At 37.1% G+C, this 17,040-nt stretch carries 10 protein-coding genes and 1 pseudogene; 5 read left to right on the top strand and 6 right to left on the bottom strand.

Features of this window, described 5'->3' with window-relative positions:
* Positions 1–81 precede the first annotated feature (81 nt).
* The gene (rimO, locus tag Q2T41_RS03835; protein WP_304435020.1) at positions 82–1,383 is read left to right on the top strand and encodes a 30S ribosomal protein S12 methylthiotransferase RimO; all 1,302 of its coding nucleotides are present in this window, start codon (positions 82–84) and stop codon (positions 1,381–1,383) included.
* A gap of 77 nt (positions 1,384–1,460) precedes the next feature.
* On the opposite strand, the gene Q2T41_RS03830 is transcribed toward rimO, so the two are convergent.
* From Q2T41_RS03830 to Q2T41_RS03815, 4 genes are all read right to left on the bottom strand, one after another.
* Positions 1,461–2,000, bottom strand: a complete 540-nt coding sequence (locus tag Q2T41_RS03830; protein ID WP_304435019.1) for a hypothetical protein — start codon at positions 1,998–2,000, stop codon at positions 1,461–1,463.
* A gap of 183 nt (positions 2,001–2,183) precedes the next feature.
* The gene (locus Q2T41_RS03825) at positions 2,184–3,344 is read right to left on the bottom strand and encodes a DUF3999 family protein (protein WP_304435018.1); all 1,161 of its coding nucleotides are present in this window, start codon (positions 3,342–3,344) and stop codon (positions 2,184–2,186) included.
* A 49-nt stretch (positions 3,345–3,393) separates the two neighbouring features.
* Positions 3,394–5,763 (bottom strand): DUF2339 domain-containing protein, encoded by a 2,370-nt coding sequence (locus tag Q2T41_RS03820; protein WP_304435017.1) that lies wholly within the window; start codon positions 5,761–5,763, stop codon positions 3,394–3,396.
* A 232-nt stretch (positions 5,764–5,995) separates the two neighbouring features.
* Positions 5,996–8,446 carry a M14 family metallopeptidase gene (locus Q2T41_RS03815; RefSeq protein WP_304435016.1) on the bottom strand — a complete coding sequence of 817 codons (2,451 nt, stop codon included), beginning with the start codon at positions 8,444–8,446 and terminating at the stop codon, positions 5,996–5,998.
* A 170-nt stretch (positions 8,447–8,616) separates the two neighbouring features.
* On the opposite strand from Q2T41_RS03815, the gene bshC reads away from it, so the two are divergent.
* Both bshC and Q2T41_RS03805 read left to right on the top strand, forming a co-directional pair.
* Positions 8,617–10,221 (top strand): bacillithiol biosynthesis cysteine-adding enzyme BshC, encoded by a 1,605-nt coding sequence (bshC, locus tag Q2T41_RS03810; protein WP_304435015.1) that lies wholly within the window; start codon positions 8,617–8,619, stop codon positions 10,219–10,221.
* Positions 10,221–11,603, top strand: coding sequence for an ArnT family glycosyltransferase (locus tag Q2T41_RS03805; RefSeq protein ID WP_304435014.1), 1,383 nt, complete (start codon positions 10,221–10,223; stop codon positions 11,601–11,603). The genes bshC and Q2T41_RS03805 overlap by 1 nt, the downstream gene beginning before the upstream one ends.
* Here Q2T41_RS03805 and Q2T41_RS03800 read toward each other — a convergent pair.
* Positions 11,592–12,137, bottom strand: coding sequence for a pyridoxamine 5'-phosphate oxidase family protein (locus Q2T41_RS03800; RefSeq protein WP_304435013.1), 546 nt, complete (start codon positions 12,135–12,137; stop codon positions 11,592–11,594). The two genes, Q2T41_RS03805 and Q2T41_RS03800, sit on opposite strands and share 12 nt — an antisense overlap.
* Positions 12,138–12,518: 381 nt before the next feature.
* Positions 12,519–13,244, bottom strand: a pseudogene (locus Q2T41_RS03795) (SIMPL domain-containing protein).
* 74 nt (positions 13,245–13,318) lie between these two features.
* Between Q2T41_RS03795 and guaA the strand changes: the two are divergent.
* Both guaA and Q2T41_RS03785 read left to right on the top strand, forming a co-directional pair.
* On the top strand, positions 13,319–14,851 hold the full coding sequence (gene guaA / locus Q2T41_RS03790) for a glutamine-hydrolyzing GMP synthase (RefSeq protein ID WP_089262842.1): 1,533 nt from the start codon (positions 13,319–13,321) through the stop codon (positions 14,849–14,851).
* Between the two features lies 1 nt (position 14,852).
* Complete coding sequence (locus Q2T41_RS03785; RefSeq protein ID WP_304435012.1) at positions 14,853–17,039, top strand: amino acid ABC transporter substrate-binding protein; 2,187 nt, start codon at positions 14,853–14,855, stop codon at positions 17,037–17,039.
* Position 17,040 lies beyond the last annotated feature (1 nt).

Here is a 17,040-nt window from a genome sequence, read left to right as displayed (position 1 = left end):
CCCGTTAAGATTACTGGTAAATTTGTCCATATCTAACGTTTTTAAAGACCCATATCGTATTTTTGCACCCCAATTAAAATTATGAGGACAAAAACCCTTAAGAAGAACAAAATCAATGTGGTAACCTTAGGTTGCTCAAAAAATGTTTACGACTCTGAAGTGCTTATGGGCCAATTGAAGGCCAATAATAAACAAGTGGTTCATGAAGAGGAAGGAAATATAGTTGTAATCAACACTTGTGGTTTTATAGCCAATGCAAAAGAAGAGAGTGTTAATACAATTTTAGAGTATGTTCAAAAGAAAGAAGAAGGTGTAGTGGACAAGGTATTTGTTACCGGCTGTTTGAGCGAACGTTATAAACCGGACCTGCAAAAAGAGATACCCAATGTAGACGAGTATTTTGGTACGAGTGAGCTACCAGGACTATTGAAGGCATTAGGGGCCGATTATAAACATGAACTTATAGGCGAGCGGTTGACAACTACCCCTAAAAACTATGCCTATTTAAAAATTGCCGAAGGTTGTGATAGGCCTTGTTCATTTTGTGCAATACCGTTAATGCGGGGTAAGCATAAAAGTAAACCAATTGAGGAATTGGTTACAGAAGCGGAAAAATTATCTGCCAAAGGGGTAAAAGAATTGATTCTTATAGCTCAGGACCTTACATATTATGGCCTTGACCTTTACAAGAAGCGTAATTTGGGGACCTTGTTGGAAGCCTTGGTCAAGGTAGAGGGCATAGAATGGATAAGATTGCATTACGCATTTCCTTCAGGTTTTCCAATGGACGTTTTAGAGGTCATGAACCGTGAATCAAAAGTGTGTAATTATTTGGATATACCTTTGCAGCATATCTCTGACCGTATTCTTAAAAGTATGCGCCGTGGAACAACACAAGAGAAGACTACGCGGCTGTTACAGGACTTTAGGGCGGCAGTACCGGAAATGACCATAAGAACAACCTTGATTGTTGGTTACCCAGGAGAAACCCAGGAAGATTTTGAGATTTTAAAGGATTGGGTAAAGGCTATGCGTTTTGAACGCTTAGGTTGCTTTACCTATAGTCATGAAGAAAATACACATGCATATACGTTAGTAGATGATGTGCCGGAAGAAGTTAAGCAAGACCGGGCCAATAGCATAATGGAAATACAGTCCCAAATTTCATGGGAGCTTAACCAGAAAAAAGTAGGGGAGACCTTTCGTTGCATCATTGATCGTAAAGAAGGTAATTACTTTATAGGTAGAACAGAATTTGATTCACCGGATGTGGACAATGAAGTGTTGATAGATGCTGCCAAGCATTATGTAAAACAAGGGGAATTTGTAAATGTAAAAATTACAGAAGCGGCAGATTTTGACCTGTACGGAGAACCGGTATAATAACTATAAAACTCACGGATAATGTAAAACCCTAATGGTAGCTAAAACGGCCATTAGGGTTTTTTAATGATAATTTTTTAAAAAGAAATATTGACAAAAGGTATGATAGGACTGGTATAAACACTCTCATCGTCATCATACAGTACATTGTATTTAGCGCCTACGGTAATTTTATTATTGATATTAAACCCTGCACCTACAAATAGCGCAGATTCCCAAAAGTCATCTTTTACCTCACCCGTAGGGGTTTCTCTAGTGTTGTTCACTTTTAATTGCGCAAATTCCAATAAAGTGGTGAACTTTCGGGTTGGTATGTATTCCGTAATTATATTGGCGCCAAATGTGGTTGTTTTTTGAACATCCTTTATAGATGTATAACTACCTTGAATACCGGCACCTAAATTAAACTTATCGCTTATTGCGTAGCGTAAATTAGGTGATAGGGTTATATTGGTTCCTCCTAAAAAATTAAGGCCAAAACCACAGCCAAATTTTAGTTTAGGTTCAATGGTAGCGGCACTATCAATGACGCTAATATTCGTAGTTTGTGAAAAAGCTTGGTTACAAGTAATACATAAGACTGCAACCAACGTAATTCTTAGGATAGATTTTTTCATTTTCAAAATATGGTTATGTGTTATTTATTTATAGTGCGATAAATATATGATATTTTAAGCTTACCCTTATCTAAATGCCATAACCTGCACCATCATCATGCACGGGGCAATCAGTAGTTTTGAGCAATAATAGATAAATAGTGCACTTGTAAGATGCACATTTAATCTAATGGGCTAATAAATCTATATTTTTTTGCGCATCATTTGCACCGTAAAGAATCCTAAGGCCATTATAATGATAGTTATAATCGCCCAAAGCCAAACTTTATTTTTAAAAAGTGGTCCTGAAACAATTTGTCCCTTTTTTGCAATTTGCTGTTCATTACCTAAGGTAAGTACTGAAATGTTTTGGGGTATATTGTTTTTTATGTTCGTTATATCATAAATGGGATAGCGGTCTGGTGATTTTCCGTAAACAAGGTAATATGATGCTGGTTTTGTAAATCTGGCCGTAAGTGTATGAATATAACCTTTAGTTACGACCTCTTTAATTTCAAGGGGTTGGTTATCATTGTTTGCAATGATCAGTCTAAATTTTTGGGTAAGGGTGCTGGGAATATTAATGATATTAGCCTCCATGGAAGATAGTGTTCTCTTTGCCAATGTCCTGTAGTTGTAATGAAAACCTTTATCCGTCTTGGTACTGTCCACTAGGTATTGAATGGTAAGTGGTCTATAATAATCTACAGAATTGTCAATTGCTAGTTTTAAAAGGCTTACGGCATATTTCTTTTTTAAGTCAACATGTATTATAGTATTCTTATTTTCTTCTTGGATTTCTAACTTGTTTTCAGGGTACGTGTGGTATTCCGGATCTTGTACGGCTCGTTTTAATATTGTGGCAGATTTTAATATGGGTTTTTCAGAGGTGTTTATAGTTATTCTATAGTAGGGAAATTTTGAATTTTTAAATTTTAGATTGGTATAGGAGTAATCGGTTTGTTCGTTTACTATGGATAGAATTCTGTAATCTCTTAAAATGTTGAACCATTCCTGTTGGTCTTGACTGCCTTCTAAGCTGACCGTCCAGTTGAAATTTATATTGGCAAAATTCAGCTGTATCTCATTAATGGTTTCCAATGCGTCTAGCTCATAGGTAAAATAATATCCTTTCCGGTCATCCACAATGTTCAGAAGGTTGAAGGGTATGGTTGTGTTAGACCTAATTTCTTTGGAAAGACTTAAAAAATACGGAACTTCAATAGTGTCGTTCTGCGTGATGCCATAAATGCGTATATCTGAGAGGTCAGGCTTTACCGTTTGAAAACATTCATTTGAAAGGATAATTTTATGCCATTGATCAGATACTCCGTTCAGTGCTACTTTTTTGGAATACGTATTCATTTGCGCAAGGCAAAATGAAGAGACAAGGAAAAAAAGGAAAACGTAAACATTAGTTCTTGGTTTCATCAGCTATGATATGTTTGTATTTATTATATAAAAATGAAATAATCAAAAGCAACACCCCTAAGGAAACAAAAACTATAGTTCTGGAAATGGTGTTCAATGATGAAATATCATAAAAGAATAACTTGATCAGCGTAAAGGAAAATAGAATAATGGCCCCAATACGAAGGTGTTTTTTCTTTTTCCAGATTCCCAGTGCAATGAGTAACAAAGCATATAGTCCCCATAAAATACTTAAACCTAATTTGTAGGATTGTTCAATATTGGATAAATCCAGCCAATTCAATAATTCACTACTGGCAATCCAAATTATGGACAAGTGCATGATAAGTTCAAAAGGTATTTTAAAATTAATCTTTACATGCGATTGTTTGATCAAGGTGTAGGTAGTATAGCTTAAAAAAGCAAAGAATCCAATGGCAATATATCGTAAGTAAATGTTATAGGTCCCAATATAATACGTGGTTTCTATATCCCTGGAAATAAAATTTTGTCTTAATTCACTTAACCTATAAAGGCCATTGGTCAAGAAAGCGATTATAACCAACAAAGCAAAACATAGACTTGCAATACTGAAAATTCTATTTTTAAACGTATAGGATGCCAATAAATTTAGAATACCAGCAAACATAACGGTATAAAGAAGCTTCCAAAGACTACCTAAATCTGTAAGGTTATAATTATATTTTGGAAATTCCGAACCGTCCTCAGTACTCAATTTAAGACGGGAAGCTTCAAAGGCGTTGTCCCAGTAGTGTGCAATTTCTAGGTAAAAGGAAAAATAAAAAGTAGCAAGAAGCATTGCCGGTAAGGCAAATGTCATTATTTGCATGACCATAGATTTTTTTTGGATCGTAAATCTATGTAAGATAAAGTTTATGAAGCCCAAAGCTAGAATACATAAAATGGAGGTCAACATTGTACTGTTGAAGAACGGTTCTATATTGGTATATCTATTAGTGAAACTATAATTTAGGTAGGTCTCTGTCCAGTCCATTAATAGGCTAAACAGACATAATAATATTAGGATATAGGATAGGTGTTCATAAAAGGCTATTTTTTTTGTTCTTCCAATATAGAAAAGAAGGGCTGCTTCGGACGCCCAAAGTAGGGTGACCCAATTACCATCTAACTGTACCGGTATGGCAATGGTAATGAATGTCAACACAAAACCGGATGTTAAATAGAACAAGTTTTGGTCGACTAATTTTCTTTTGTAAATGTATATAGTGACAATAAAATGAACAACAGCATTGGTCAATGTAAAAAGACCTAAAAAGGATTCCCCGTTTTCATGTTCGTTTATTAGAGAGATACCAAGGCCGTAAAATAAAAATGAGTTCAAGATGATCATAACTATATCCGATATCTTAAATTGTTCCGATTTTAATATTTTAAAAGCTAAAAAAGTAATATAGAAGATCAAGAAAAATATGGCTAAAAAAGCAATGGCCATGGTGAACTCGGTAGACTCTCTTGAAAACATAGACCAGCCGCTATATATAAGCCATGTAAAGGCAAAAGAAACATAATACAATGCCTTCCAATATTTTTGAATGGCTATGGCCAAAACACCCGTATTGATTATGGCCATATAATTAAAGAGAACCGCTGCATTTCCAGAATTCTTGCTAAGAAGAAAAGGAACGGCATATGCACCCACTAATCCAATATGTGCTATTATCTGTTTGTTGTAATTCAAGGATGCTACCACCCCAAACACCGTACATATCAACATTATTACAAATGCTGTTATTTGATTGAATAATCCATAGAGATCATAGGCTGCAAAAGTAATAAAGTATAGTATGGCCAATGCGCCACTTACTAAAACCGCACTGTAGTTCAAGTATTTAGCTTTTAATTTAAAACCAAAACCTAATAACGCCAGGCCAAGCAAGTAACCCAAAATAATTCTGGTCAAAGGGCTTATAAGGTTATTTTCAATGGTATATTTAGCTCCTATGACCACCCCTATTATAGTAATTAAAATTCCAATTTTATTGATTAGGTTTTCCCCAATGAACTTTTCAATATTAGATTTTGTCTTGCGGGGTTCAGTAATTTTTTTGCGCTGTATTTGTTGCGAAGTTTGAATTGCCGCTACTTGTGGTACTGTTTTGGTCTTTTTTATTGGCGGAACCTGGTTAGGGGAAATTGTTTCTTCATTTAATTGTTCCTTTGGTAATGGTATGTTGCTTACGTAGGGACTATTGTCTTTTTCAAATTGTTCCTTTTTAAGAATTTGGATATCCCGTCGTATTTCGTTGACCTGAATATTAAAGTCTTGCTGTTTCTTTAATAATAGTTCCAATTTTTGAAGTAACTCGTTAATTTGGTCTTGGTTGGCCTCCATGCGGTTTGGTTTTAATGCCTCTAGGATTGATTTCGTTAAAAATAACGTTTAAACCCGCAATTTGTTGGAAAGAGATAACGGTAGGTCAAAAAATATCCATGAATTAAAAGGAATAATTCATGGATATTCTTTCGTTGATGTCTTATTTAGAACATGCTTACTATACAATTTAACTGTCGTGTAAGCCTATAAAATAAAACAATTATAGCTTTAATGACCCGGGTTCTTGTAATCAATGCACCATAAAGAGCGCATTGGCAAAAAATAGTTTGCCATTTTCCCAGAAACCTCTGAACAAAGGATTGTCTATCATATAGATAACCTGACCCTTGCCCATTCGCTGCGTGCCATAAACCAAGGTTTCCGCTATTTTCTTTTTAGCTTCGCTACCGGCAAAGCCAGATACGGGTTCGTTGGCACCTTCGCTTAGGTATACGGCACTACCGTTTTCAAGGTAATTATAGGACCGATCTCCCAATTTAAGGGTAAAATAAGTATCGCTATATCCATATGCCAGCGGATTTGTATTGTCTACTGTAGCTTTAAAGATGGCACCGGTAATAGCCGATTTGATCTGCTCACGTTCAGAGACTTCAAATGATTCTAGGTTAATGGTAGAATCTTTTTTTGTTTCTTTTTCCTTAATGGCATAATCCTTATCCGATGAAAGTCCATCAATTGCACCGGCCATGGCAATTAATTTTCCGCCTGCTTTAACCCAGTCCTTGATCTTTTGTTTGATGTGTTTGTTCAAGAAAGAATTATAACCACGACCATCTGGTAGAATAAGAATATCATATTTAGAAAGGTCTACCTTATGAAAATAAGATTCATCCAAATTGGAAACAGGATAGTTTAATTGCTGCTCAAAGAAATTCCAAATTTCACCAAACCTAAGTGTAGATGTAGGGTTACCGGATAGGACGGCAATGTTCAGGTTTTGAATTACATCAACATAGCTAGAGCCAAAATCCTTTCCGCTTTCTACGAAGCCGGTATTGGTAGCGGTTATTTTTTTCTTGTGGGTAACCGCTGCTTTCTTAAGAATTACGTTGAAATCCTTTACGTTTTTATTGTCACTTTTGGTAATGATGAGGGTTCCGCGTTCATAGGCGTTGCCATCTAAGGTAAATGGTTTATGTGCAAAACGAACCCGTATTTTTTCGCGTAGAAGTTCTGCAAGGAATTTAGCATCTTTCATACTGTTCCAATCCGCTAAGTATGCATAACTATTGGGTGCTATAGCACTATAGTCGGTATTGTCTTGTACAACACCTACACCGTTGACCGTAGTTTCGCTGGCAATGGCATCAAGACCATAGGCGTATGGTAGGGACCATGCGGTAATGTCATAGGTGACAGAATCGCTTAATTTTGCAATGGGCTCAAACAAGACTTTGACCAAGGTACTTTTTGGTTGGTTAGATGGTATGACCAAACTATTGCCAGAACTTTTAAAGGAACCTGTTTTGGCAGTCTTATAATTGTACCCTTTTACCGTGGTATTTACACCTGCATTATATTTTATGTCATGCTTGTCCAATAAATTGGAAAGAGCCTCTATTTTATCTGGATTTCCGTTTAGGATGTAACTTTTGTAGGTGTAGCCTTTATCGGCATAGAAATTTTTAAACTCATCGTTTAGCCTGGTAATATTTTTGGATGCCACTTCTACGGTTGAAAGTCCGGTAGTATGATGGTGCAAAATCCTATCCCTCAAAGTAAGCGTATCGCCAATAGCGGTTACAATGCCTAAACCTGCTTGACCGCTACCACCTTGTTCATAGGTCATTCCTACGCCACCATTGTAGGTAGGGTAGGTATCGCCGTAGCTGGGGTAAAGAAGGTCAAATACCTCTTTGGTAAAATAAAACCATCCATTTTCATCAAAGTATTTGGCGTGGTTTTTACCTATTGTACGTTGAAACTCTCTTTGGAAATTGGTAACCACTTCGTGAAATGGTTCTGCAGCAGGGGCAAAGTAGTAGGGGTTGTCAACTCCTTGCTCGTGAAAGTCAACATGAACGTGAGGTAACCATTTATTAAACTGTACCAAACGTTGTTGGCTTTCTACCTGTGTTAACCAGGCCCAGTCTCTATTTAAATCGAACATGTAATGGTTGCTGCGGCCACTCCACCATCCTTCATGGTGTTCCTTGCTATTGGGGTCTACTTGAAAGGGTGAATTTTTATATTGATTGTACCAATTTACATACCGGTCCCTTCCATCGGGATTAATGCATGGGTCTATTAAAACGACAATATCCTCCAGATAGTCACTCTTTACGGTCAATAGGTCGTATATGGTCTGCATTGACGCCTCTGTGCTAACACTTTCGTTGCCATGTACATTATAGCTCAGCCAAACGATAGCTTTGTTTGGGGCTCCTTCGCCTTTCATACCTTTTAAATGTTCCAATCTAATTTGCTCCAGATTGTCCATATTGGATTTACTCGAGATTGTTGCTAACAACAAAGACCTGCGTTCGTTGGTCTTGCCATATTCCATAAGGTTCATGCGCTGTGGTTCTGCCTGGGCCAAATACTCATAATAATCTACTACTTGATGATGTCTGGTAAATTGGGTTCCCAACTCGTAGCCTAAAAACTCTGAGGGAGATTTCAATTGGGCAATGGCAATACACGGTAATACTAAAAGAAGAAAATGTAATTTTGTTTTCATATGGTCGGTTCTAATCGATACGGCCAAATCTATTAAATTAAATGCTAAACCACCATTTAATGAAGTGTATTTTAGCGAGTAAATAGGTAGTTGGTACTTGAGCTAATTAACGTATTTTTAGGAACAATAAGCCTAAAGGGTTTTATATTTACCTCGTTTTTAATTTTTGTATGGATATTGATTGTTTACCCTTAGATAAAACTGGATACTTTTCAAAGCTCATTTGTGATTACATTGCAGAAGATGTAAAATTAAAGCCATTGTACCATAGATTTCCTTCCATAGAAGGTTTTAAAGGTCAAATTGAGGAAAAGAGAAAGAGTTTTACTACGGAACAGCGCACCATATTATTCCGGTCCTTAAGTAATCAATATCAACAGGTAAATGCATCGGAACAAACACGCGAGAATATAGCGTTGTTAAAGGAAGACAATACTTTTACCATAGTAACCGGTCATCAGTTGAACCTTTTTACGGGGCCATTATACTTCTTGTATAAGATAATTTCCACTATAAATCTTGCAAAGGAATTAAAGACTGCGTTTCCTGAAAACAATTTTGTGCCTATATATTGGATGGCTACGGAAGATCATGATTTTGAGGAAATCAATTATTTCAATTACAAAGGCTTAAAATTTCAATGGAACAAAAAGGCCAGTGGTGCGGTAGGTAACTTGTCCACAGAAGGCTTAAATGAAGTCTTTAACTTGTTCGCAAATACTATTGGTGACAGTAAAAATGCACAAGATTTAAAAGAGCTGTTTGAGGCTTCATATCTTGAACATGATAATTTAACTGATGCTACCCGGTACTTGGCCAATGAATTATTTTCCCAATATGGATTGGTTATAGTTGATGGGGATGACAAGGAATTGAAAAAGATGCTGGTGCCTTTTATAAAGAAGGATATTTTTGAGCAAATAGCTTTTGATAAAGTATCTGCCACTATTGTTGACTTGGAAAAGTTGTCTATGGACTATACCGTACAAGTGAATCCGCGTGAAATCAATTATTTTTATTTGGCGGATGGTGTTCGTGGGCGAATTGTGGAAAGTAAGGGTAAGTATTATGTAAATGATACGGAACTTTCATTTACCAAGGAAGAACTGGTACATGAGATGGAAAATTCACCAGAAAGGTTTTCACCGAACGTCATTGCACGGCCGCTCTACCAAGAAGTAATATTACCTAATCTCTGTTATATAGGCGGTGGGGGTGAAATAGCATATTGGTTGGAGCTTAAGAGCACTTTCCAAGCAATGAACGTACCTTTTCCTATTTTGTTGGTCAGAAATTCAGCATTACTGATTACGGATAAACAGGCCGATAAGCTTGCTCGAATGAAAATTTCCAAGTCCGATCTGTTCTTAAAACAAAGTAGTCTTATCAATAAAAAGATAAGGGAAATTTCTAATATAGATATTGATTTTACACCCCAAAAAAAGGCATTGGAAGCACAATTTGAGGCTTTATATGACTTGGCGGAAAAAACGGACAAATCTTTTTTAGGAGCGGTAAAGGCGCAAGAGGTCAAGCAAAAAAAAGGATTGGATGCTTTGGAAAAACGTCTGTTAAAAGCACAGAAAATAAAATTGAAAGATCATGTAATTAGGTTAACGGAAATACAGAATGAACTTTTCCCCAGACAATCCTTGCAGGAGCGTAACCTTAATTTTGCTGAATTTTATCTAGCATATGGTAAGGAATTAATACCTATGTTAGTCAAGGCATTGCAGCCCTTGTCATTAGATTTTACTGTGATAACCTGTACATAATGGTAGGCAAAGGCGATTTTGGATATAAGGTAGCCCTGCTTGCATTTATTTCTTTTCTGGCAATTACCGGAATCACCTTGTTAAAAAGCGCCTTGGAATTGGAAGATGCCGAACAGGCCTATTATACGCAATGGTTAAGATTAGGTTATGATGATCAACCTCCCTTATATACGTGGGTCCAATATGGTATCAACAAAATCATTGGTGTACATAAAATAGCGTTTTCTTTATTTCGTGGGATACTTTTTGCATTGACCTTATTTGTCCTATATAGATTTGCATTGGTACGGTTAAAACATAATACCAAGGCGCAATTGGCAACCCTACTATTGGTATTGGTGCCGGTATGTATAGATTTTATGTTTAGAAGGTTGTCACATACCAGTTTGTTGTGCATAGCTATAATTGGCACCTATTTTTGCGTACATCAATTAATAAAATATAGAACATATCCGTACTACGTTTTGCTGGGTCTTTTGGTAGGCGTAGGAATCTTGTCCAAATATAATTTTGTGTTTTTTTTAATCACATTATTGGTGGTTTCCATTTGGGATAAAAAACTTTTTTCGGCAATTTGGAATATCCGTGTATTAATTTCCATAATTATCGCCTTGGCCATAATCTATCCACATATATCTTGGTTATTGGGCTTCTCAGGTTATCAGGTTTTCCTATCGGAAAGTATTCAGGAAAAGGTTATGGGCAATACCATAAAGCCCACATTTTCATTACTACCGGTACTTACTTTTCTCAAGGGAATATTGGCTTTGGTATACGTAATGCTGATCGTTTTGGCTTTAGGCTTCTTTTTTAAAGTTTTAACCTTTAAAAAGCCTGTCAACAGTTGGTTTTTAAAAATGGCAATAGTCCAGTTTCTTGTATTGCTCTTGTTTTTCGTAGTATTTCAGACCCAGAAAGTAGAAACTAGGTGGCTTTTGCCACTATTCATACCCTTTACCATTTTATTGATGGAGTCCATTGAATTAAAAAATGGAATGAAGGTCGTTAAAATAGGATATTGGTTATTTTATAGTGTACTATTTGCCCAAGTGGTCAGAACACCTTTGGAGCAATTGCTGCAGATTAAGTCTTCTGTTCAATATGGATTTCATCCTGTCGCAAAAATGTTGGAGGATAAATATCCTGATGATCAATGGACGTTGCCTAATGTTACCTATGCAGGAAATATACGTTTATTACGACCGGGACGTACTATCATAGCCCAAGATGATTATTCGTATGAGGATAAGCATACCGGAGAACCTAAACTTCAAGTGTCATTTAACAAACCCGCTAATGGGCAGTATGTAGTTATGGACAGCATCCTTGATTTTGGGAAGGAAAAGCAGAATATTTATTTTTATTCCGCTTTAGGGAACTAAAAATGTGCTGCTCCAAGTATCCTGTTTCTTTTCAAAGGCTATTCGTATATGATGAGGTCTTTTAAGTTTGAGGAATTCAATTTTTTGTGGCACAACATCGATCATGGTAAAATAATGACCATCGTTTAAGTATTCAATAGTACTAGGATTGGTTATTTTACTACTAGGGCTATGTTGGGTTATATAATCCCGCCGACTATTAGGCTGTATGTTGTTCCATGTATCCTTTAATCGTTCAACATCCTTTACAATATGTGCTTGTCCTTCAACCTTTATCTGCAATAATTTATGAGGATGGTACATAAGTAGGCCAATTTGATCGTTCAACATTAAATTACTTATTTTTTGGGACCTGCTATCGGTATAAAAGGTCAGTTTTAAATCATTGGTGACCTCACGCAAGACAACGGTACATAATCTGGGTATGGCATTATGACCAACGGTTGCTAGGGAAATGGTTCTAAATGGATGTCCATGCTCATTGACTCCATTGAATATTTCATTACGCATTTCCTCAAAAAAGACATCGGACATTGTATTTTTTTTGTTAAAGTTAAAAATAAAAGCCAAGTAGGGTAGGGTAAAGCTTTATGTAGTTGTTATATATAAAATGGCTATGAAAATTAAATTTTGATTTTTTTTGGTTTGAAGTTGGTTTAGATTTAGTTGAAAAGCTCAGGGTGGTTCCTGGGCTTTTTCTTTAAAGGCATGTAAGGAATTAAAAATTAATACGACAAAAGGGTTGAATACAGATTGTTATGAAAAAGATTATTCTTTTTATTGTATTCAAATTAATGGTTGGTTGATTAGAAAGCCCGGTTGATTACCGGGCTTTTGTTTTATGAAATTAGGCATAAGGAAACTGTAGTTGGCTTTGATCCAAATCCTTGAAAGCGATCAATTAAAGTTAAGGAATTACTTTACCTTGTATTCCAATCTCATGGTTATTGATGCGGTTTTGTTTTTGGAGGACGTATTGTAAGCTCCGCCCCAACTATAATCTTCTCCAGAATTTTGACCGGTAATTTGAAATACACCCATATTTGCGGATACAAGGTCTCCTAAACCGCTACCTGCATTTTCAGCTATCTTTTCTGCACGTATTCGCGCGTCTTCCGTGGCTTTGGAAATCATTTCAATCTTAAGGTCGGCTAATTTGGTATAATAATATCTTGGAGGGTATGAGTTAAATTGTACCCCTTTATTGAGCAGTTCTGTAATTTCACGGGATACCCCTTCAATTAATGCCACGTCTTCAGATTCTATTTTTAAGGTTTGGGTCAGTTGATAACCCCTAAAGATACTGCCTACATAATTTCCGTTGTCATATTGATTGTCACGCATTTCTGTAGTCTGTACACTGTTGAAAATGATATTTTCTGCAGGAATACCTTTAGAAGTCAGATATTGCCTTACGATTTCCTTATCATTGTTCAATTGGTCAAATGCGGTTTTCAATACTGTGCTATTAGATGAAAATTGTCCCTCCCATACAATAAGGTCAGAGGTAAAATTTTCGTTCCCCAGCCCGGTTACCGAAATAATCTATGGAGGGTTGGCCCTACGCACATAAGCATTTCCTAGGAAAAAGGCTGCAATGATTATTGCCGCTCCAAAAATTATAGCACTTACATTTTTCATAAAAAAAATTGAAATGAAGTTTAAATATAACCAAAAGATACTTTTCAAGAACCGTCAATTTGCTATTTTTGCCCATGCAAAATAAAGTCCTAATATTAGATTTTGGTTCACAGTATACCCAATTGATCGGTAGACGCGTTCGTGAGCTCAACATTTTTTCTGAAATCAAGCCATATAATAAATTGCCAGAGGACCTTTCCGGTTATAAGGCTGTAATCTTGTCTGGATCTCCTTTATCCGTTAGGGGAGATGATGCTGCTCACCCGGACCTATCTGCCATTAGGGGTAAAAAGCCGTTATTGGGAGTTTGCTACGGCGCTCAGTATTTGGCCCATTTTAATGGGGGTAGTGTAGAAAAATCCAATACTAGGGAATATGGTAGGGCAAACCTTAGCTTTGTTAAGGGGAACGAACCGTTTTTTGATAAGGTAGACGCAGGTAGCCAAGTATGGATGAGCCATGCGGATACTATCAAGCATCTACCGGAAAATACAACCCTTTTGGCAAGTACGCATGATGTTGAAAATGCAGCGTTTAAATTTGAAGGGGAGGAAACCTATGCTATCCAGTTTCACCCAGAGGTATACCATTCTACGGATGGAAAACAGGTCCTGGAAAACTTTTTGGTGAAAATTGCCGGAATGGAACAGACGTGGACCCCAGATGCATTTGTGGACAAGACCGTTGCGGAGTTGAAACAAAAAATTGGAAACGAAAAAGTTATTTTAGGATTGTCCGGAGGGGTTGATTCTTCCGTGGCGGCCGTATTGCTGCATAAGGCTATTGGCAAGAACCTTCATTGTATTTTCGTTAATAATGGCCTCTTGCGTAAAAATGAATTTACAGATGTATTGAAGCAATATGAGGGCATGGGTCTAAATGTAAAGGGTGTGGATGCTTCGGCACGCTTTTTGGATGATTTGGCTGGGGAGAGTGATCCGGAAACCAAAAGGAAAACTATAGGACGTGTATTTATTGAGGTGTTCGATGATGAATCGCATTTAGTGGAAAATGCAACTTGGTTGGCACAAGGTACCATTTACCCAGATGTCATTGAGTCAGTGTCCGCAACCGGTGGCCCTTCGCAAACTATTAAAAGCCACCATAATGTAGGTGGTTTGCCAGATTTTATGAAGTTAAAAGTGGTAGAGCCCTTAAAAATGTTGTTCAAGGATGAGGTTCGTAGGGTAGGTGCAAGTTTGGGAATAGATAAGTCGTTGTTGGGCAGGCATCCGTTTCCTGGGCCAGGGTTGGCAATTCGTATCCTTGGGGATATCACCCCGGAAAAAGTGGCGATCTTACAAGAAGTAGATGCCATTTTTATCAATGGACTTAAGGAATGGGGGTTATATGATAAAGTGTGGCAGGCAGGAGCCATGTTGTTGCCGGTAAATAGTGTGGGGGTAATGGGAGATGAGCGTACGTACGAAAAATGTGTTGCACTTAGAGCTGTAGAAAGTACGGACGGTATGACTGCAGATTGGGTTAATCTTCCATATGAGTTTTTGCAAAAAACCTCAAATGATATCATCAATAAAGTCCCTGGCGTCAATCGTGTCGTATATGATATAAGTTCAAAACCGCCAGCAACAATAGAATGGGAATAATATGAAATATATAGTAAATCAGCTTTATCTAATTTGTGCTTTTTGCTTTTTGGTTTCGTGTACCGCATTGGGCCAAAAGTTCAATACACATGAAGTAAAATCCGGAGAGACCTTGGAGAGTATTTCCAAGATGTATGGTGTTTCCCCTGCTAATATTTTACAGTACAATAAAGAGATTAAAGCTGGTCAAGCTTTAAGGCCAAATACAATATTGGTCGTTCCGGGGGCAAAAGTCGCTTCCCGGACTACAGATGCCGTATCGGTACTCAATAAGAATATAATGCAGGATTCCGCCACTGCTAGGGAGCCTATCGGGTTTACTACACACAGGGTAAGAAAAAAGGAAACTATATTTGGAATTACCCAGCAGTATAAGATTACGGAAGATGAGCTCAAAAAATATAATAAGGTACTGTATGCTTCTCCGCTTCAGAAAAGGATGGAACTGCGCATTCCAAAATTTAAGGCACCTGCTGTGGTAGAAAATCCTTTGAATTCTGATGATTATGAAAAGTATATCGTTGCACCAAAGGAGACAAGATGGAGTATTGCCCATAAATATGGAATAACCATTGACAGTATGTTGGTGCTTAACCCTGGCTTGTCCAAGACAAACAATTATTTGTCCGAAGGGTATGAACTGTTAATGCCAAAAATTGCGGGCAGTACAGTTTCTAATCAGGTAACGGAGCTTTTTATTTCTTACACCGTACCTGCTAAAATGAATTTTTATAGACTGGAACAGGAATTTGGTGTAAAGTCCGATGAAATAGTTCGCTTAAATCCGGAAATTACCGAACGTGGTGGACTTAAGGAGGGTATGGTTATTAGAATTCCGGAAAAAAAGGTTGATCCCGGTGTCATTAATACCGATAATTACATCTTCTATGAGGTAAAGCCAAAACAGAATGAATTCAGGTTGACCAGAAAATTTGGAATGACATGGGCAGAACTTACCCAACTGAACCCAGATTTAAAGGATGGTCTAAAGGCTGGTATGATCTTGAAATTGCCAAAGGACAATGTGGGGGATTATGAAGTGCGTAATTCGTTGGTTTTGGACAAGGTTAATTTATTGGATAGCATCAATGTAGCCATTACACCTAAAGTTTTGTTCCTATTGCCGTTTCGTTTAGATAAGTTGAATTTGGCGGATAAAGAAGGGACGGAAAAAGTAATTGATTCCAGAAATAGTTTAAAATATAGTCTTGGGCTTTATTCCGGGGCATTGGTGGCAATAGATTCCTTGCAGTCCTTGGGCGTTTCTGTCAATGTGAAAACTTTGGACAATCAGTTGGACCTACTGCATACCAAAAACATACTTCAGGCAGAAAATTTAGGAAGTTACAATGCCATTTTTGGACCATTGGATATTGCTTCCTTAAAGGAAACTGCTGTGCAGGCCTCCAAATACAATATTCCTGTAGTAGCGCCTGTTCCCGCAAAGAGCGATATAAGTCTGGACAACGTATTTTTCTCCTATACCAATGAAGATGTGCTGGTAGATCATATGTTGGATTATGTGGAAGGAACACATACCAATGAAACCATTTTGGTAATTGCCGATGAAAAAAGCAGGAATAGGCAAAAGGCAATTTTGGACCATTTCCCTACTGCCAAGGTTGTTGTAGTCAAGGAAGAGGAAAAAAATATAGGTATTAATAGGGATAAGTTACAGACCTTACTTTCAAATAAGGTTCCAAACTGGGTTTTTGTAGAATCGGAAAATTATAGATTGGTTGCCAGTGTGGTATCCATTTTAAATTCCTTCAACAATACAGCTTTTGACCCCCTGTCAGACAAGGATAAGGTAAAGGTGCGCATGTTTACAACAGATATGAATTCTGCATTTGAAAACGATGTTATATCCAACACTCATCTATCCAATTTAAATTTCACCTATCCATCGGTAAATCGTGTGGTGGGCAATAATTCATTTGTGGAACGTTACAGAAAACGTTTTGGTGACGATCCGGACCGTTATGCGGTAAGAGGCTTTGACCTGACCTATGATTTGTTGTTGAAACTAGCCTATAAAAATGATTTGATAGATATATCAAGGTTTATTGGAGAAACGGAATATAACGGCAATAAGTTCGATTATGAACGTAAGGGAATTTCCGGTTATTATAACCAAGCTTCCTATATCATGATGATGGATGATTTAAGAATAAAGGAATTGAAATAAC

Origin of the sequence: Maribacter confluentis, from assembly GCF_030505015.1 — a bacterium.
Classification (GTDB): domain Bacteria; phylum Bacteroidota; class Bacteroidia; order Flavobacteriales; family Flavobacteriaceae; genus Maribacter; species Maribacter sedimenticola.
Note: the sequence above shows the minus strand (reverse complement) of the source record. Positions and strands in the feature narration are given on the sequence as shown.